Source organism: Propioniciclava tarda (genome assembly GCF_900182665.1).
GTDB classification, from domain to species: domain Bacteria; phylum Actinomycetota; class Actinomycetes; order Propionibacteriales; family Propionibacteriaceae; genus Propioniciclava; species Propioniciclava tarda.
Window position 1 is genome coordinate 47,633 of sequence record NZ_FXTL01000016.1, and the last position, 17,812, is coordinate 65,444.

At 69.7% G+C, this 17,812-nt stretch carries 20 protein-coding genes; 9 read left to right on the forward strand and 11 right to left on the reverse strand.

Annotated elements, in window-relative coordinates; translation table 11 throughout:
* The first annotated feature begins 72 nt into the window (after positions 1 to 72).
* The 4 genes from arsB (at position 73) to FN821_RS11585 (ending at position 3,513) form a co-directional block, all read left to right on the forward strand.
* Positions 73 to 1,179: an ACR3 family arsenite efflux transporter gene (arsB, locus tag FN821_RS11570; RefSeq protein ID WP_277751032.1), complete on the forward strand. Its 1,107-nt coding sequence runs from the start codon at positions 73 to 75 to the stop codon at positions 1,177 to 1,179.
* A 112-nt stretch (positions 1,180 to 1,291) separates the two neighbouring features.
* Positions 1,292 to 1,753 carry an arsenate reductase ArsC gene (locus FN821_RS11575; RefSeq protein WP_131172764.1) on the forward strand — a complete coding sequence of 154 codons (462 nt, stop codon included), beginning with the start codon at positions 1,292 to 1,294 and terminating at the stop codon, positions 1,751 to 1,753.
* A gap of 77 nt (positions 1,754 to 1,830) precedes the next feature.
* Positions 1,831 to 2,451: an HAD-IA family hydrolase gene (locus FN821_RS11580; RefSeq protein WP_131172765.1), complete on the forward strand. Its 621-nt coding sequence runs from the start codon at positions 1,831 to 1,833 to the stop codon at positions 2,449 to 2,451.
* A gap of 192 nt (positions 2,452 to 2,643) precedes the next feature.
* Positions 2,644 to 3,513, forward strand: coding sequence for a DUF1295 domain-containing protein (locus tag FN821_RS11585; RefSeq protein WP_131172766.1), 870 nt, complete (start codon positions 2,644 to 2,646; stop codon positions 3,511 to 3,513).
* 99 nt (positions 3,514 to 3,612) lie between these two features.
* Here the strand turns inward: FN821_RS11585 and FN821_RS11590 are convergent, their stop codons facing one another.
* Positions 3,613 to 4,092, reverse strand: coding sequence for a nucleoside deaminase (locus FN821_RS11590; protein ID WP_131172767.1), 480 nt, complete (start codon positions 4,090 to 4,092; stop codon positions 3,613 to 3,615).
* A gap of 45 nt (positions 4,093 to 4,137) precedes the next feature.
* Here FN821_RS11590 and FN821_RS11595 point away from each other — a divergent pair, with 45 nt between their 5' ends.
* Together FN821_RS11595 and FN821_RS11600 are read left to right on the forward strand one after the other, a co-directional pair.
* Entirely contained in the window at positions 4,138 to 5,526 is a 1,389-nt protein-coding gene (locus FN821_RS11595) for a mycothione reductase (protein WP_131172768.1), read from the forward strand.
* Positions 5,523 to 6,677, forward strand: a complete 1,155-nt coding sequence (locus FN821_RS11600) for a glycoside hydrolase family 3 N-terminal domain-containing protein (protein WP_131172769.1) — start codon at positions 5,523 to 5,525, stop codon at positions 6,675 to 6,677. Before FN821_RS11595 ends, FN821_RS11600 begins: the two co-directional genes overlap by 4 nt.
* A 7-nt stretch (positions 6,678 to 6,684) precedes the next feature.
* Here FN821_RS11600 and FN821_RS11605 read toward each other — a convergent pair whose 3' ends face one another.
* On the reverse strand, positions 6,685 to 7,584 hold the full coding sequence (locus FN821_RS11605; RefSeq protein WP_165489354.1) for a DUF2510 domain-containing protein: 900 nt from the start codon (positions 7,582 to 7,584) through the stop codon (positions 6,685 to 6,687).
* A 66-nt stretch (positions 7,585 to 7,650) separates the two neighbouring features.
* Between FN821_RS11605 and FN821_RS11610 the strand changes: the two genes are divergently transcribed.
* Positions 7,651 to 8,016 (forward strand): nuclear transport factor 2 family protein, encoded by a 366-nt coding sequence (locus tag FN821_RS11610; RefSeq protein WP_131172771.1) that lies wholly within the window; start codon positions 7,651 to 7,653, stop codon positions 8,014 to 8,016.
* A gap of 103 nt (positions 8,017 to 8,119) precedes the next feature.
* Here FN821_RS11610 and pstB read toward each other — a convergent pair whose 3' ends face one another.
* The 9 genes from pstB to dtd form a co-directional block, all read right to left on the reverse strand.
* Positions 8,120 to 8,899, reverse strand: a complete 780-nt coding sequence (gene pstB / locus FN821_RS11615) for a phosphate ABC transporter ATP-binding protein PstB (protein WP_131172772.1) — start codon at positions 8,897 to 8,899, stop codon at positions 8,120 to 8,122.
* Between the two features lie 25 nt (positions 8,900 to 8,924).
* Complete coding sequence (gene pstA / locus FN821_RS11620) at positions 8,925 to 10,064, reverse strand: phosphate ABC transporter permease PstA (protein ID WP_131172773.1); 1,140 nt, start codon at positions 10,062 to 10,064, stop codon at positions 8,925 to 8,927.
* 1 nt (position 10,065) lies between these two features.
* On the reverse strand, positions 10,066 to 11,025 hold the full coding sequence (gene pstC, locus FN821_RS11625) for a phosphate ABC transporter permease subunit PstC (protein ID WP_206662102.1): 960 nt from the start codon (positions 11,023 to 11,025) through the stop codon (positions 10,066 to 10,068).
* Positions 11,026 to 11,129: 104 nt separating this feature from the next.
* Positions 11,130 to 12,227, reverse strand: coding sequence for a phosphate ABC transporter substrate-binding protein PstS (gene pstS, locus FN821_RS11630; protein WP_131172784.1), 1,098 nt, complete (start codon positions 12,225 to 12,227; stop codon positions 11,130 to 11,132).
* Positions 12,228 to 12,608: 381 nt separating this feature from the next.
* The gene (locus FN821_RS11635) at positions 12,609 to 13,487 is read right to left on the reverse strand and encodes an NUDIX hydrolase (RefSeq protein ID WP_131172775.1); all 879 of its coding nucleotides are present in this window, start codon (positions 13,485 to 13,487) and stop codon (positions 12,609 to 12,611) included.
* Between the two features lie 396 nt (positions 13,488 to 13,883).
* Positions 13,884 to 14,027: a hypothetical protein gene (locus FN821_RS14315; protein ID WP_165489355.1), complete on the reverse strand. Its 144-nt coding sequence runs from the start codon at positions 14,025 to 14,027 to the stop codon at positions 13,884 to 13,886.
* 66 nt (positions 14,028 to 14,093) lie between these two features.
* Positions 14,094 to 14,930, reverse strand: coding sequence for a mycothiol synthase (gene mshD / locus FN821_RS11640; RefSeq protein WP_131172776.1), 837 nt, complete (start codon positions 14,928 to 14,930; stop codon positions 14,094 to 14,096).
* A gap of 161 nt (positions 14,931 to 15,091) precedes the next feature.
* Positions 15,092 to 15,772, reverse strand: a complete 681-nt coding sequence (locus FN821_RS11645) for a winged helix-turn-helix transcriptional regulator (RefSeq protein ID WP_131172777.1) — start codon at positions 15,770 to 15,772, stop codon at positions 15,092 to 15,094.
* Positions 15,773 to 16,307: 535 nt separating this feature from the next.
* Positions 16,308 to 16,745, reverse strand: a complete 438-nt coding sequence (dtd, locus tag FN821_RS11650) for a D-aminoacyl-tRNA deacylase (RefSeq protein ID WP_131172778.1) — start codon at positions 16,743 to 16,745, stop codon at positions 16,308 to 16,310.
* A gap of 143 nt (positions 16,746 to 16,888) precedes the next feature.
* Between dtd and FN821_RS11655 the strand changes: the two genes are divergently transcribed.
* Together FN821_RS11655 and FN821_RS11660 are read left to right on the forward strand one after the other, a co-directional pair.
* A complete protein-coding gene (locus FN821_RS11655) occupies positions 16,889 to 17,233 on the forward strand; it encodes a 2Fe-2S iron-sulfur cluster-binding protein (protein ID WP_131172779.1) in 345 nt (114 codons plus the stop codon).
* A 3-nt stretch (positions 17,234 to 17,236) separates the two neighbouring features.
* Positions 17,237 to 17,761 (forward strand): hypothetical protein, encoded by a 525-nt coding sequence (locus tag FN821_RS11660; protein WP_131172780.1) that lies wholly within the window; start codon positions 17,237 to 17,239, stop codon positions 17,759 to 17,761.
* Positions 17,762 to 17,812 lie beyond the last annotated feature (51 nt).

Sequence of the window (17,812 nt, forward strand, 5' to 3'; positions counted from 1 at the left end):
GGTCACATTGACAGGAATCGATACGCGCTGGTTGGATCGGATCGACAACCGTCGATATCACCAAGGAGCGTCGTGACCTCACCTGCCCCGACCGTCGCGAAGCAGCTGTCTTTTCTCGATCGCTACCTGCCGGTGTGGATCCTCGCGGCCATGGCCCTGGGGCTGGCCCTCGGACGCCTCGTCCCCGGGCTGAACTCCGCCCTGGACGCCGTCAAGATCGGCTCCGTCTCGCTGCCGATCGCGCTGGGACTACTGGTGATGATGTACCCGGTGCTGGCGAAGGTCCGCTACGACGAGACCCGCCGGATCACCGCCGATCGCCGCCTGATGGGCCTGTCGCTGGTGCTCAACTGGGTGCTCGGGCCGGCGTTGATGTTCGCCCTGGCCTGGGTCTTCCTGCCCGACCTGCCCGCCTACCGCACCGGGTTGATCATCGTGGGGCTCGCGCGGTGCATCGCGATGGTGCTGATCTGGAACGACCTCGCCTGCGGCGACCGGGAGGCCGCCGCGGTGTTGGTGGCCATCAACTCGGTGTTCCAAGTGCTGGCGTTCTCGGCGCTCGGCTGGTTCTACCTGGTCGTGCTGCCGGGCTGGCTGGGCCTGCCCACGGCGTCCGCGGACTTCTCGTTCTGGGCGATCTTCGTCTCGGTGCTGGTGTTCCTGGGGATTCCTTTGGCGGCCGGCTTCCTGACCCGCTACGTCGGTGAGAAGACCAAGGGACGCCGTTGGTACGAGTCCGTCCTGCTGCCGAAGCTCGGGCCTTGGGCGCTGGTCGGACTGCTCTTCACCATCGTGCTGCTGTTCGCCCTGCAAGGGGAAACGATCACATCGCGGCCCTTCGACGTGGCCCGCATCGCGGTGCCGCTCGTCGCCTACTTCGCGGTGATGTGGACGGGCTCGCTGTTCGCCTCCCGGGCCGCCGGGCTCGACTACGCGCACGCCACGACGGTCGCGTTCACGGCGGCCGGCAACAACTTCGAGCTCGCCATCGCGGTCGCCATCGGCACCTTCGGGGTCACGTCCGGGCAGGCGCTGGCCGGGGTGGTCGGTCCGCTCATCGAGGTGCCCGTGTTGGTCGCCCTCGTCTACGTCTCGCTGTGGCTGCGTCCGCGGCTGTTCCCGGCTCCCGCCGCGACCCAGGTCGCTGACCCCACTGCTTCCGGCCCCTATCGGGGCTGACTGAGTGCCCGAGGTTTCGGATATCCGACACAGTGAGCACTCAGACACCACCCGAATCCCGATCCACCGCCCGACTAACCAACCCCAGTAGCCAGCCCTCGAAGGAGCCGCCATGACCCACGCCAAGCCGTCCGTGATGTTCGTCTGCGTCCACAACGCCGGACGGTCCCAGATGGGCGCGGCCTACGCCCACCACCTGTCCGGGGGCGCCGTCGAGGTGCGCTCGGCGGGATCGGCGCCCGCGGCGTCCATCAACCCCGCCGTCCGTGAGGCGATGCTCGAGGAGGGGATCGACATCTCGGCCGAGGTCCCGAAGGTCCTGACCGCCGAAGCCGTCGAGGCGTCCGATGTCGTCATCACGATGGGCTGCGGCGACACGTGCCCGTACTTCCCGGGCAAGCGCTACCTCGACTGGACGCTCGCCGACCCCGCGGGGCAGGGCGTGGACGCCGTCCGGCCGATCCGCGACGACATCAAGGCCCGCGTGGCCGAGCTGCTGGGCGAGTTGGGCGTCGAGGTCGTTGACATCGTGCCGTGCTGCTCGCCCGACGAGCGCGCGTCCGGCTGCTGCTGAGTCCAGCCTCAGCCCTCCCGGGGCGAGCGAGCCCGGACGCGTCCGGACAGGCGGCGGGCTCGGGTGAGAATGGGCTCATGACTCGCGACCGGTTGGACCACGTCGACGTCGGCGTCCTGGACGCCGTCCTGTTCGATATGGACGGCACCCTCCTGGACTCCTATCCCGTCGTCGAGCGCTGCTGGACCGAGGTCGCCGTCCGGCACGGCCTCGACCCGGCATCCGTGCTGGCGATGATCCACGGCGTCCCGGCGGACTATTCGCTGCGCCGACTCTTCCCCGAGGCGTCCGCCGAGTTCATCGCCGCCGAGTTCGATCGCCTGCTCGACCGGGAGTGCGAAGTGACCGACGGCGTCCGGGCGCTACCTGGAGCGCACGAGCTGATCGCCTGGCTGGACGAGCGCAGGACGCCCTGGGCGGTCGTCACCAGCGCGGTGCCGCGGCTGGCGTGGGTCCGGCTGCGGGCCGCCGGCTTCGAGCCGACAGTGTTGGTCACCCCGCTCGACACCGCGCGCGGCAAGCCGGCCCCGGATCCGTTCCTCGAGGGGGCTCGGCGCCTCGGCGTCCCGATCGAGCGCTGCCTCGCCGTCGAGGACTCGCCCGGCGGACTGGAGTCTGCGCGGGCGTCCGGTGCGGTGGTGGTCGAGGTGGGTCCCGACGGGGTGTCGCTCGTCGACCTGCTCGGACGCCTCCGCTGAGTTCACCTGCTCGGACGCCTGCGTCGACGAGCTTGGACGCCTCTGCTCGCCTCCTCACTCACGGACACCTCTCGGACACCTCTCGCGCACCGTTGCTCGTGGCCGATGATCTGGCGGGACGCGGAATAACCCACTATGTTCACGGATTGAATAGTTCATGACTTTCAAACGTGTGCCATCCGAGGAGCTGCCATGAAACTCGACCGCGCCGGACTCGTCCGGACCCTCATCGTCGTCGTCCTGGGCGCCCTCGTCGCCCTCGCCGGCAGCCAAGGTGGCGCGCGCGTCGCCGGCTGGCCGGTGTTCGCACTCGCGGTCGCCGCGGCGTTCGTCATCCAGTGGATCGTGTTCGTGCCCTCGTACCGGGCGCAGACCGAGCACTTCTTCGACCTCACCGGCAGCCTCACCTACATCTCGCTGACGGTCCTCATCGCGCTGCTCACGCCCGGCCAGGACGCCCGCGGCTGGCTGCTCGGGGCACTGGTCGTCATCTGGGCGGCCCGGCTGGGCTCGTTCCTGTTCACACGCGTCCGGCGTAGTGGCGCCGACGATCGGTTCGACGAGATCAAGCCCAACCTGACCCGCTTCCTGTCCGTCTGGACCATCCAGGGCCTCTGGGTCACCATGACCGCCGCGGCCGCCTGGATCGCCATGACGTCGGCGTCCAAGGTGCCGTTGGACGCCTTCGCTGCGGTCGGCCTCGTGGTCTGGCTGATCGGATTCGGTTTCGAGGTCGTCGCCGACCTGCAGAAGTCGCGCTTCAAGGCCGATCCCGCCAACGCCGGACGCTTCATCAGTACTGGCCTGTGGTCCGTCTCGCGCCACCCGAACTACTTCGGCGAGATCCTGCTCTGGATCGGCGTCGCCATCATCGCCTTGCCCGCCCTGAGCGGCTGGCAGTACATCGCGCTGCTGTCGCCGGTGTTCGTGGCGCTGCTGCTCATCAAGCTGTCCGGCATCCCGCTCTTGGAGGCGAAGGCCGACAAGAAGTGGGGCGGCCAGGCCGACTACGAGGAGTACAAGCGTCGGACGCCGGTGCTGCTGCCCTTCGGACGCCGGTAGCCCCACATCGTGCCGATGGCTGAGCTTGCCGAAGCCCCAGGTGCCGTGAACCCGACGCCCTCGGCCAACCGATGATCGTTGACCAAGGCCCCTGCGCCGTCAGCGCTGCCGGGAGCGCCGGTGGAGCTCGCGGAGGCGTCCGGTGAGTTCTGGAGCGGGCCCATCGGTCGGCACCCCGGGCGCGATCTCGGAGATCGGCAGGCAGTTCACCGGCCCCTCAGGGACGCCCCACTCGGCCAGCCACTCGCCCAACTGCGCGGACGAAGCGGCGTACACGATCCGCCCGAGGCCCACCCAGGCGTGGGCGGCCGCGCACATCGGGCAGTGCTCGCCGGAGGTGTAGACCGTCGCCCGGCCCCGCTCCTCGTGGCCGAGTTCGGACGCCGCCCACACGGCAAGCGCCAGCTCCGGATGCCTCGTGTGGTCGCCGCCGCCGACGTGATTGCGCTCTTCCCGCAGCACCGCACCGGAGGCGTCCACCAGCAACGAGCCGAACGGCTCGTCCCCGGCGTCCAGTGCCTGCTCGGCGAGGTCCACGGAGCGGACCAGGAAGGCGTAGTCGGTCTCTGAGATCCCCATGAGAGCCGATCCTGCCAGTGTTTGTCCGCGTGAAAGACTCGACCCATGCCGCACTTCGACCTCTGCGTGATCGGCTCGGGATCGGGCAACAGCCTGATCGACGAGCGGTTCGCTGACCTGTCCGTCGCGCTTGTGGACGACGGGGTGCCGTTCGGGGGCACGTGTCTGAACAAGGGCTGCATCCCGACGAAGATGTTCGTCTACCCGGCCGACCTGCTCCGGACGCCCGGGGAGGCCGCCCGCGTCAACGTCTCCATGGACGCCCCGAGCGTCGACTTCGCGGGCGTCCGCGACCGCGTCTTCGGACGCATCGATCCCATCGCGGAGGGCGGCGAGCGGTGGCGCGCGTCGGCGTCCAACCTGACGCTGTACCGGCAGACCGCACGCTTCGTCGCCCCCAAGACGCTGCAGATCGGCGACGAGACGATCACCGCGGACCGGTTCGTGATCGCCGCCGGCTCCCGCGCGGTGCGGCCCGACATCGAGGGCCTGGACGCCGTCGCGGACCGCGTGCACACCTCCGACACGATCATGCGCCTGGACGCCCTGCCGACGTCGCTGGCGATCATCGGCGGCGGGTTCATCGCGGCCGAGTTCGCACACGTGTTCTCGGCGTACGGCGTCCACGTGACCGTGATCCACCGCGGCCAACGGATGCTCGCCCGCGAGGACGCCGAGATCGCGCGCCGCTACACGCGCGCCGCGGCGTCCTACGTCGACCTCCGGCTGAACACTCGCGTGACCAGGGCGGACGCCGCCGCCGACGGCGTCCGGCTGTCGCTGGACGGCCCCGACGGGCCGTCCGAGGTGACCGCCGAACTCGTTCTGATCGCCACCGGACGCCACCCCAACGGCGACCGGCTCGGCGTCCAGGCCGCGGGCATCGAGCTGGACGCCGACGGTTACGTCGTCGTGGACGCCCAACAGCGGACCACCGCCGAGGGCGTCTGGGCGCTGGGGGATGTCTGCTCCCATGGGCAGCTCAAGCACGTCGCCAACCACGAGGCGCGGATCGTCCAGCACAACCTGCTCCACCCGGACGCGCCCCGCAGCAACGACGACCGCCCGGTGCCGCACGCGGTGTTCACGCACCCGCAGATTGCCTCCGTGGGGCTCACCGAGGACGCCGCCCGCGCGGCCGGTCTCGACGTCGCGGTCGCCGTCCAGGAGTTCGGCTCGGTCGCCTACGGTTGGGCCACCGCGGACGACACGAGCTGCTGCAAGCTCGTCGCCGACCGCGCGACGGGACGCCTCGTCGGCGCCCACCTCATCGGCATGCAGGCGTCGCTGCTGATCCAGCCGCTGATCCAGGCGATGACGCTGGGCACCGACGTGGTGACGATGGCGCGCGGTCAGTACTGGATCCATCCGGCGCTGACCGAGGTCGTCGAGAACGCGTTGCTGGCCTTGAACCTGACGGAGGAGTCCGCATGAGCGCACGTCGCTGGGCCGCCGCCCTTACGGTCGGCTCGCTGGCCCTCACGGGCTGCGCGCAGACGCGTCCGACGCAGCCGGAGCCGTCGCTGACCACGGCGTCTCCGGGGCCGTCCGACGGCCCCACGCTCGACCTCTCCGACCAGGACTGCGCCGCGGCCGCGACCAAGCTCACCGTCCAGCAGCAGGCCGGCGAGGTCGTGCTCATCGGGCTCGCCCACGCCCCGGACGCCGCCACGACCGCCCTGCTCACCAAGACGCATGCCGGGGGAGTCGTCCTCACGGGCACCTTCCGCACCGGCGTCGGCGCCATCAGCGCGGTCACGAAGCCGCTGACGGACGCCGGGCTGCTCGTCGCCGTCGCCCAGGAGGGCGGCGCGCATCAGTCCTTGTCCGGACCCGGTTTCGACGCCATCCCGGCGCCCGCCGACCAGGGCGTGCTGCCGCCCGACAAGGCCCAGACGTCCTGGCAGACCTGGTACGGCCAGCTGGCGGACGCCGGCGTCAACCTCAACCTCGCGCCGTCCGGCGACCTGGCGCTGGGCGCCACCAAGAACCCGCGCTTGCTCGGCAAGGACGTCAACACAGTCGCCGACCTGCTCGACGGCATCCTCGCCGGCGCTGACAACACTGGCGTCGCGGTCGCGGTCACCCACTATCCCGGCATGGGCGCCCTGCCCGCCGGCCCGGACGCGACCGACGCCGGACCGGCCACGGACACGACCGTTGCTCCCGCCGACGAGTCCCAAGCGACCTACCGGATGGCGTCCGGCTCGGGCGCTGACGCCATCGGTGTCTCGACGGCGACGTTCGCGAAGATCGATCCGGCCTCGCCCGCGGTGTACTCGGCCGCCGTCATGGCGATGGCCCGCGAGGACCTTCGCTTCGACGGCGTCCTGCTCAGCGACGACCTGGCGGCGAAGTCGCTGGCCGCCGTGCCGGCGTCAGAGCGGGTCTGGCGCTTCATCAAGGTCGGCGGAGAACTCGCCGTGGTGTCCGATCCGAGCGTGGCCGAGGCCGCCATCGGCGGGCTGGCCGCAGCGGCGGCGTCCGACCCGGACCTGGCCAAGCGGCTGGCGACGGCGACGGCGAACGTGCTGGCGCTGAAGTCGAAGGTCGGGCTGTCGGACTGCATCGCCGTCCGAGGCTAGGCCCCCGCTAGGGGTCGACCTGGAGCTGGGCCATCACGTCGCGGGCCACGCTCAGGTACTGCGGCGTCGTGTCTGGGATCGAGGCGTAGTAGATGCTGGACGACGTCGCCGACGTCGGCATCACCAGGAAGATCGCCGTCTCGCCCTTCGTCTGCAGACCCTTGATGTCGAAGGTCAGGTGGGTCTCGATGACCCAGCCCTCCTTGCCCGAGATGGTGATCGCCTTGCTGACCTGGTCGTTGCGCTGCACGAGCGCGTCGCTGTAGAACCGCGCCATCGCGCACTTGGCGATCAGGTCGGCGCCCTCCTTGGGGCTGAAGAAGCCGTCACCGGCGATCAGCTCGCCCACCAGCACGGACGCCACCCACGAGCTGCCCTTGCCGTCGAAGTTCTGCTCGACCATGACGTCCTGGACGGAGACGTCCCGTCCGAACGGCAGCCGCTGGTCGTCCTTCGGCGCGCCCCAGGGGGAGCCGAGCATCGGATAGGACAGCTTGCCGCCGTGGACGCGTCCGTCGTTGGCCGGCGGCGGAATGGTCGGCGGCGTCAGCTTCTCGGGCGGGCAGGGGTTGGTACTCGGGTTGCTGGGGGTGTTCGGCTCGAACGGGCTGAGCCCGATGCTGCGCAGCAGCTGCAGCCCGCCGAACACCAGCGCGCCTACGACGGCCAGGACGAGCACGCCCCAGGCGAGCTGCTTCAGCCCCGAGGTGGGCTTTCCGGGCTGCTGATAGGACGCCGACGCGTACGTCGGCTGCGGACGCGACGTCAGCGGCTGGCCGCCACCGGCGTCCGGCTGAGGAGGGCCGAAGGGCTGCGAACTGACGGTGGACGCCCAAGAGGTGCCGTCCCAGTACCGGAACATGCCCGGGGCGCCACCCGGATCCGGGTACCAGCCAGCTCTGCTCATGTCGGCCATCGTAGGTGCTCACCGAATCCCCTTCGCGAGCCGATGCCGTGGCCCATAATGCTGACCATGACTGACATGGCTCCCGCTGCCCTGGACGACGACCAGCTCGAGGTCATCGAGCGGGCCCGCCTGATGCTCCGTGACGACGTGCGCCACGACGCCGCGCAGTGGCAGCGGTACGTCCACCCCGACTTCTTCCAGTTCGGCTTCGGCGGCAGCGAGGTGCACTTCGCCGACCTGCACGACCACCTGGCGCCGCTCAAGGGCAGCATCACGATGGAGGTCGTTTCGGTCGACCGGCTCGGCGAGGGCGTGATCCTGCTGCTGTGGAAGGGCCACTCCAAGCACGGCGTGGTGAACCGCGCGGCGGTGTGGCTGAAGACCGATGACGGGTGGCAGCTGCGCTACCAGCAGGGCACGCAGGCCCGCTGAGCTGTCAAGGCGACAAACGCTCACCCCGGGTGGATGCGCTGACGTCCAGGGGTGAGCGTTTGCGGCGAAGGTGAGCGTTTGCGGCCGACCGCGTCGCCCGCGACTATCCGAAGCGTCCGGTGATGTAGTCCTCGGTCGCGCGGACGTCCGGGGTGGAGAAGATCTTCTCGGTCGGACCCATCTCGATGAGCTTGCCCGGCTTACCGGTGCCCTCGATGTTGAAGAACGCGGTCACGTCGGAGACGCGGGCGGCCTGCTGCATGTTGTGGGTCACGATGACGATCGTGTAATCCTCTTTGAGCTCGCGGATCAGGTCCTCGATGGCGAGCGTCGAGATGGGGTCCAGGGCCGAGCAGGGCTCGTCCATCAGGATCACCTTGGGGTTCACGGCCACCGTCCGGGCGATACAGAGGCGCTGCTGCTGGCCACCCGACAGCCCCGAGCCCGGACGGTCCAGGCGGTCCTTGACCTCTTCCCAGAGGTTCGCGCCGCGGAGCGAGCGCTCGACCAGGTCGTCGGCGTCCGACTTCGCCAGGCGGCGTCCGTTGATCTTGTAGCCGGCCAGCACGTTGTCGCGGATGCTCATCGTCGGGAACGGGTTCGGCCGCTGGAACACCATGCCGACCAGCCCGCGCACCGTGACCGGGTCGACGCCCGGGTCGTAGATGTTGTCGCCGTCGAGGGTGATCTTGCCGTCGACGTAGGCGCCGGGGATGACCTCGTGCATGCGGTTGATCGAGCGGAGGAACGTGGTCTTACCGCACCCGGACGGCCCGATGAAGGCGGTCACGCTGCGGGGCTCGATCGTCATCGTGACGCCCTCGACGGCCTTGAACTTGCCGTAGTAGATGTCGACGTCGTCGGCTTCGATGCGCTTGGACATGGCTCTCTTCTCTCGGTCGGACGCCTCAGCGTCCGGAGGTCTTGGGTGCGAAGGCGGCGGCGATGGCCCGGGCGATGAGGTTCAGCCCCATCACGATCAGGATGAGCACCAGGGCGGCGCCCCAGGCGCGCTGCGTGGACGGGTCCGGCGCCGACGGGGCCGTCGGACGCATCAGCTGCTGGTAGATGTAGACCGGCAGGGTCATCATCCAGCCCTTGAAGACGTTCCAGTTGGTCGAGGTCGCCATGCCCGCGGTGAGCAGGATCGGCGCCGTCTCGCCGGCCACGCGGGCGATCGCCAGCGTCACGCCGGACGCGATACCCGAGATCGCGGTCGGGATCACGACCCGCAGGATCGTCCGCCACTTCCGGACGCCGAGGGCATAGGACGCCTCGCGCAGCTCGTTGGGGACGACCCGCAGCATCTCCTCGGTGGAGCGGACGACCACGGGGATCATCAGCACCGACAGCGCGATGGCTGCCGTGAAGCCCATGACCTGCTTGCCCCCCGAGTAACCGCCGCCGATGAGGTTGAAGTACGTCATCAGGACGCCGGCCGCGAACAGGCCCGCCACGATCGACGGGATGCCCGTCATGACGTCCACCAGGAAGGTGATCAGCCGCGCCAGCCAGCTGCCGCGGCTGTACTCGACCAGCCAGATCGACGTCAGCAGCCCGATCGGCACCGAGATCAGCGTCGCCACGAGGGTGATCAGCAGCGACCCGACGAGCGCGTGCTGGATGCCACCGAGGACGCCGGCCTGGCCGGCCGCGGCCGCCTGGTCCTGGACGCCGGTGATGCCCGTCATGTCCGAGCCGAGAAAGCCGAAAGTCGTCAACCCCCGGACGCCGTTGCTCACGACCGTCCAGATGATCGACACGAGCGGCACGAGGGCGAGGAAGAACGCGACCCACACCAGCGTCGCCCAGAAGGCGTTCGAGCCGTGGCGTCCGCCCCGGACGGCCGCGTTCAGGATCGTCCAGGCGGCCAGGTACAGCAGCGCCGCCAGGATCGCGAACAGGGGGGTGTTCCAGCCGGCGAGGGCGAAGATCAGTCCGGACGCCGCCGCGCTGCCCGCGATGCACGCGGCCGACGCCCAGCGGGGGAGGGTGTTGCTGCTCAGGACGTTGGCGCGGGCGCCGTTCTCGATGACGTTGGTGGCCATGTCAGTTGGCTCCTGAGAACTCGGCGTACCGGCTGACGATCCAGCGGGCGATCATGTTCACGCCCAGGGTGATGACGAACAGGATGAGGCCGGCCGCGATCAGCTCGCTCTGCCGCATCCCGAACGCCTCGGGGTAGTTGAGCGCGATCTCGGCGGGGATCGTCATGTTGCCGACGCCGATGAGGTTCGCGGTGAGGATTCCCGGGGCCAGCACGAGCGTGACGGCCATGGTCTCGCCGAGGGCGCGTCCGAGGCCGAGCATGACGGCCGACACGATGCCGTTGCGGGCGAACGGGAAGACGGTGGCCTTGATCATGTCCCACTTGGTGCTGCCGAGGGCCAGGGCGGCCTCCTCGTGCAGGCGCGGCGTCTGGATGAAGATCTCGCGGCACTGGGAGGTGATGATCGGCAGGATCATGATGGCCAAGACGATGGACGCCGTCAGGAGCGTCCGTCCGGTGGTGGACGCCGTCCCGAAGACCTGGTTGAGGCCGGGGATCGGGGCGCAGACCTGGGACAGCCAGGTGTAGAAGGGCACCAGGCCCGGGCCGAAGGTGGTCATGCCCCAGGCGCCGAAGACGACCGAGGGGATCGCGGCGAGGATGTCGATGACGTACCCGACGGGCTTGGAGACCCGGGCCGGCGCGTAGTGCGAGATGAACAGGGCGACGGCGATCGAGACCGGGGTGGAGAGGACGATCGCGATGGTCGCGCACATCAGGGTGCCGAGCGCGATCGGGGCGACGTACGCCCAGAACGGCTGGCCGGAGCTCAGCTTGTCGGGGCTGGCCGTGATGGCCGCCAGCGACTCGATGATGAGGTAGAGCGAGACGAGGGCCAGGATCCCGAAGATGAGGATGCCGGCGGCCAGGGTGAGGGTGCGGAAGAAGGAGTCGCCGAAGCGACCACGAGAGTCGTCCGCGGCCACGAGCGGCGGTGCGACGACCTCTGGTGCTGCCATGGGGGTCATCCTCCTGGAGGGGGCTGCGCAGGGCCAACCCGTCGGGTCGTCGAAGGACCGAGCTTCGACGACCCGCGGGCGGGCTTCCTGCAGGGTGGGATCGCTTAGGACGCGGCCGTGATCTTGTCGATCGCGGCTGCGGCGTCAGCACTCAGCTTGGCCGACAGGGGGGCGTTCTTCGCGGCGGCGGCGGCGGCCTTCTGGCCGGCGTCCGACACCACGTACTTGCCGAACGCCTTCACCATGTTGGCGGTCGCGGCGTCCTTGTAGGTGTTGCAGAAGATGTGGTAGCTGACCAGGACGATCGGGTAGGCCGAGGAGTCCGTGGGCTTGCGGTCCAGCTTCACGGCCAGGTCGTTGGCGGCCTGGCCACCCACCGGCTTGCTCAGCTCGACAGCCTTGGCGGCGCCGGCGGCGGACGGGCCGACGTAGGCGTCCCCGACCTTGACCTGCGCGGTGCCGAGTGCGCCGACCGCGGACTCGTCCGCGTAGCCGACGGCCCCGTCCGTGGCGGTGATCAGCTTGACGACGCCGCTGGTGCCCTGAGCGGACTCCTGGCCGGCGATCGGCCACTTCTGCGCCTTGGCGTCCGTCCAGACGGTGGAGGCGGCCTGGGCGAGGTAGTCGGTGAAGTTCTCGGTGGTGCCCGAGTCGTCCGAGCGGTGCACGACGGTGATCTTCGTGGCCGGCAGCGTGACGCCCGCGTTGAGGGCGGCGATCGCCGGATCGTTCCAGGTGGTGATGGTGCCCTTGAAGATCTTGGCCGCGGTGTCGGCGTCCAGCTTGAGGCCCTTGACGTCCTTGAGGTTGTAGGCGATCGCGATCGGCGACACGTAGGCCGGGATGCTGAACGCACCCTGCGGGCCGCACAGCGCCTTGCTGGCCTCGTACTCGTCGGTCTTCAGGGCGGCGTCCGAGCCGGCGAAGGCGACCTGGCCGGCGAGGAAGTTCTTGCGGCCCGAGCCGGAGCCGACGGAGTTGTACTGGACGGTGACGCCGGACTGGACGGCCTTGAAGCCCGTCGACCAGGCGGTCATGGCCTGCTCCTGGGAGGACGCACCGGCGCCCGAGATCGAGCCGGAGAGGGCGCCGGCGGCGCCCGAGGCGGCGGGAGCGCCGGAGGTCGGGTTGTTGCTCGCGCAGCCGGTCAGGGCCAGCGCGGAAGCGGTGAACAGCGCGAGAGGCGTAGCCAGCTTCTTCATGCTCACGGACGTTTTTCCTTCGAGATGGGAATCCAGGACGGTCCATCCTGGGGAGCCGTGCGGCTCCGTCATCAAGGTAGGCAGCGGTCGTGACGGGTCCCTGCCCGGCGGGTGAACGCACGGTGAACGGGTCGCCACGCGTAGGCCGCGAGGACGGGACGCCGACTCTCAGCGCCTCTACGAGAACCGGTTGGACGTCGAGGCCAAGGCTGGACTGCGAGGTTGAGCAGGGATGCCGAGGTTGAACAGGGATGCCGAGGCCAAGAGCGGTCGCCGAGGATGAGTGCGGATGCCGAAGATGCAGCGTCGGCGTCCAGGGGTTACGTCGGCGTCCGTGCCGAACCTCGGCACCCTCGCGGCTCGGAATCCCTAGCCCACACGTCACACCAGCGGCTTGTGGAACTCCGACGCGACGACCGCACCGGCGGCGTCCAGATGGGTGACCAGGACGGCCGACGTCTGGAACGGATGCGGCTCGACGCCCAGCGCGACGAGCATGGTCGGCAGGACGGGACGATGCCCGCAGACGGCGGTCGGCATCCGCGCGCCCGACGCCTCGGCGACCAGCCGGCGCATCAGCTTGGTGACCGCCTTGTCGTTGCCCTTGGCGAGTTCCTCCGAGAGCGTCGACCAGCCGCGGACCTCCAGCCCGGACGCCTTCGCGTACGGCTTGAAGGTCTGGACGCACCGGGTCGACGTGGACGAGTCCAGGCGGCCGACGGCGTAGGCGTCCAGGAGCGGGACGAGGGCGGCGCTCTGCTTGCGCCCGCGTGCATCCACCGGACGCGCCTGGTCGCGGCCGGTCCAGTTCTTGCGGAGCATCGCCTTGCCGTGCCGCACGATGAGAAACGCGGTGGACGCCGGCAGCGCCAGCGCCTTGTCGACCATCGCCCGCTCGTCGCCGTAGGACATGCGGGCGAGGGCCGTCCGCACGGGCACCCAGGCGATCTTGTCGACCTCGGCGTCCGGCGGACGGGGGCTGGACTCGATCGCCGACGCCCGCCAGTAGTGGACCGTCTTGAGGCCGCTGCCGATCGGGTACGTGATGTCGCCGACGGGAGCCTCGAGCCGCACCCGGACGCCCGTCTCCTCGAGCGCCTCACGCACCGCGCAGGCCGGCAGGGCCTCGCCCGCGTGCAGCTTGCCCTTCGGCAGCGACCAGTCGTCGTACGCGGGGCGATGAACGAGCAGGACGCGGGGCTCCGGCTCGGAGGCGTCCAGGGCGACGACCCCCGCGGCGCTGATGGGACGTCCTGCCATCACCGGAGCTTCTCCGCGCGACGTGCGGCGGGCGAGTGGGTCCGCATGGCGTCCACCTTGTCAGTCCCGCGGCGTGCAAGCCAACCCGAACCGACGGCGTCCTAGCGGCGCGGGAACATCGACGCGATGGCAGTCACCGCGCCCAGGGCGGCCCCGATGGCCCAGTACTGAAGCGGAATGTCGAAGAGGTGTGGGCGTTACTCCGAGCCTTGGCGACGGACGCGACTTCGGCCCAAGCAACTGGTCGGCCTGCTGATGAGCCTCCGCCAAGGACGTCGGCGGCGCGTAGCCGGGGCCGAGGTGAAAGGTGCCGGCGTCGGCGAGCGTGTGCAGTTCGGCGCCCCGCTGCTGGGCGTACTGGGCCACCAGCGCCTTGGGCCGCTCGACGTTCAACTGCTAGCCCACGAACCAGCAGGCCACCGCGCCCAGAATGATCCCGACGCCCATGCCGAGGCCGCCCTTGGCCACCGCGGTGCCGAGCGCGCCGCCGCCGATCAGCAACAAGACCCCGAGAACGCCCCATCCACGCCAAATCATCATGCGTGGAAGCGTAGGTGCCGCGTCTGCGGACGTGACGTCGTCCACGTCGGACGCCGGCGGCCCCGGTCAGGCGAACAGGACGTCGCGCAGCACCTCGTCGAAGCCCGAGCGGCGGTATAACTCGACGGCGCGCGTGTTGTCGCCGTCCACGTAGAGGAACACCGACGGGCAGCCGAGGGCGGCGAGGCGGTCGAGCCCGGCCTGTAGGAGCCCGCGGCCGAGACCGCCGCCCGCGGCGTCCGGATCGACGCCGATCACGTAGACCTCGCCGCGTCCGTCCGGGTGGACCTTGACCCAGTGGAAGCCCACCAGGCGCTCACCGCGCCGCGCGAGCAGCAGGCCGTCGGCGTCCCACCAGGCCTCGGCCCGGCGCGCCGCCAGGTCGGACGCCGAGAAGCGACCCTGCTCCGGGTGGCCCGCGAAGGCGCGGGCGTTGAGCGCGATGAAGGCGTCGGCGTCCGCGTCGGTAAAGCCGGTGACCTTGACGTCGGCGGGGAGGCGTCCGCCCAAGTCAGCAGGCAGATCGCGGCCGAGAACCAGCAGCTCACGCACCGGCTGCAGCCCGGACGCGTCCGCGAAACCGGACGCCGCAGCGTCCGCCCCGAAGGCCCAGACGCGGCGCTCGGGCAGGACCGCGAGCAGGGCGGTCCCGAGGCCGCGGCGGCGGTGGTCGGGGTGGACGACGATCTGTCCGGTGCCCGCGTCCGGCTGCCACTGGGCATAGCCCGCCAGGTCGGCACCGTCGCGGACCAGCCAGTGGGTCGCTCCCGGGCGTCGCAGCAGCAGGCGGGCCTCCTCGTTGAGCGGCTCCTGCCCGTCGGGACGCGTGTCCGCGTCGAACAGCGCCAGCACCTCGTCGGCCTCGGCGGGTGTTAGGGCATCGGTGAAACGGGGGGCGTCCATGGGCCAAGACTCTGCCCTAGTCACCCGTTTCGACAACTGGCGGCCCCGATGCTGAGCTCGAACGGGTACAGCGTGGTTCTCGATAGCGGAATCGCCCCCATGTAGGCCGAATTCGGCATCGACAACCACGCTGTACCGAGTTCGTCTGCGCGACGATGACCTCACTCGTCCGCGCGCGGGATCCCTTCGGGGGAGAACCGATAGCCCACGTTGCGGACCGTCCCGATCAGCGACTCGAACTCGACGCCCAGCTTGGCGCGCAAGCGCCGCACGTGGACGTCGACCGTGCGGGTGCCGCCGTAGTAGTCGTAGCCCCAGACGTCGCTGAGCAACTGTTCGCGGCTGAAGACGCGTCCGGGATGCTGCGCCAGGTATTTCAGCAGTTCGAACTCGGTGTACGTCAAGTCCAGCGGACGCCCGTTGACGGCCGCGTGGTAGCCGTTCTCGTCGATCGTGAGCGGACCGGTGGCCAGCACGCTCGACTCCTCGGTGCGTTCCAGCAAGAGCCGCAGTCGCGCCTCGAACTCGGCCGGTCCGGCGGTGTCGCAGACGATGTCGTCGACGCCCCAGTCCGGACGGATCGCCACGAAGCCACCCTCCGACAGCACCAGCAGTAGCGGCACCGAATTCCCCGCGGCGACGAAGAGCCGGCACACGGTCCGCGCCGCGGCGAGGTCGGTGCGCGCGTCGATGACCACGGCGTCCACCCGGGACGCGGCCGTCAGCGCGTCGGCGTCCGGCAGGCAGATGCGCATCGTGTGCGCCAACAGCGCCAGCCCCGGCAACGACACGGGTGCGGCGGGGTCGGAGGCGTCCGGCGTCACCACGAGTAGCTGCGCCATTTCACCCCGCTTCTGTGTCGCAGGTCATCCTATGGGCAGCCGCGTCCGCCGCCCAGGGGACGGTCGTCTGCGGGACTGCGGGACTGCGGGACTGCGGGACTGCGCGACTGCGGGGACTGCGGGACTGCGGGTGGCCGGGCGGTGACTCGCTGCTGGATCTTTGTGCGGTTCGGCACCCTCGTGGCGTCGATCTTTGTGCGCAACCGGGTGTTGTAGGCCCGGGTTGCGCACAGTGATCGCTGTCCTTCGGCCCCTCGCAGAGGTTCTGCCCCTCTCCCTGGCTCTGCTGCCGCTCCCTGGTTGTGCTCCGCTCCCTGGTTCTGCTCCCGCCCCGGTTCTGCTCTACGCGTCGATCTTTGTGCGCAACGGGGTGTTGTAGGCCCGGGTTGCGCACAGTGATCCTCGGGGCGTGGGGGGTTGGGGTGTTCCCGGTGGGTGGGGATTCCCCGTAGAGGGGTTAAGATCTTTGTGCGCAACCGGGTGCTGTAGGCCCGGGTTGCGCACAGTGATCGCCCCTGCGGGCGTCGGGACCGCCTCAGGCCCAGGTCGCACTGTCGAGGATCAGCGTCACCGGACCGTCGTTCACCAAAGACACCTGCATGTGCTCGCCGAACCGTCCGGTCGCCACGGACGCCCCCCGCCGCCGCAGGGCCGCGACGAAGGCGTCCACGAGCGGCTCGCTGACGGCGCGCGGGGCGGCGTCCGACCAGGAGGGACGCCGCCCCTTGCGCACGTCGGCGTAGAGCGTGAACTGCGAGACGACCAGCAGCGGCGCGCCGACGTCGGACGCCGACCGCTCGCCGTCCAGGATGCGTAGGTTCCACACCTTGTCAGCGAGCTTTTCGGCGTCCGCCGCGGTATCGGACCCCGTGACGCCGCACAAGACCACGAGCCCCGGCGAAGGCAGCGAACCGACTTCCGAGCCGTCCACCGAGACGGCCGCAGAGAGTGCTCGCTGAACCACCAATCGCATGGCTGACAAGCTTAAGCTGTGAACACCCGGCCGTGTTCGCCAGTGTGGAACGGCTGGGGACGGTCCGGTTGGTGGTGCTGTGTGATGACCGGACAACCGACCCACCGGTCGGAGGTTTGACCAAGACGTCGAAGGAGTCGTCCATGTCCGTGCTCACCGTCCTTCCGGACAACGAGCGCGTGCTGGTGAAGCCGGGCGAAACGATCCTGGCCGCCTTGACGGCGTCCGGATTCGGCTACCGCATCGGCTGCCGCCGAGGCGGCTGCGCGGTGTGCAAGGTCGACCTGCGAGACGGCTCGGTGACGTACGACCACCCGGTCGCCGACACCGTGCTGACCTCGGAGGAAGTCGCCGCGGGCACGGTGCTGTCGTGCCGGGCGGTCCCCGACGGGGACATCACCATCGAGTTGCGCGACGAGCGGCTGCGCGTCACCAGCAGTTTGTTGAGGGCCCTGCGGCCCGTTCCGCCCACTAAGACAAAGGAGTAACACATGGGCGTTCTGCGTATGGGTTACGCGCACATTCGCGTGACCGACATGGCCGAGGCCAAGAAGCACTATGTCGACAGCCTCGGCATGAAGCCGATGGAAGAGGGCGACGGCAAGGCGTACTTCAAGGGCTGGGACGAGTGGGATCACCACTCGGTCGTCCTCGAAGAGGGCGGCGTCGGCGCCGTCAAGTTCGGCTTCAAGGTGGAGAAGCTCGAAGACCTCGAGCGCTTCGAGAACCAGGGCAAGGCCTTCGGCGACTGCGTCGTCGAGCGCTTCTCCAAGGGCGACAACCTCGAGGTGGGCGACGGCGTCCGCTTCACCACCCCGGGCGAGCACGTCATCGAGATCTACCACGAGATGACGCTGGTCGGGAACGATGTCGGCTTCCACAACCCCGAGGCTTGGCCGCGGCACGAGTACGGCATGGCCGTCCCGGCCCTCGACCACGCGAGCAATAATCAAATCCTGTGGATGGGTGGGGCTAGGAGCCTGCTGAACAATCCGTCCGCGAGTCCGCCGCGTTGATCGGTTCTGGGCTGGAATTGTTGGGTTGTGCAGGGTGAGTCGAGTCCGCAG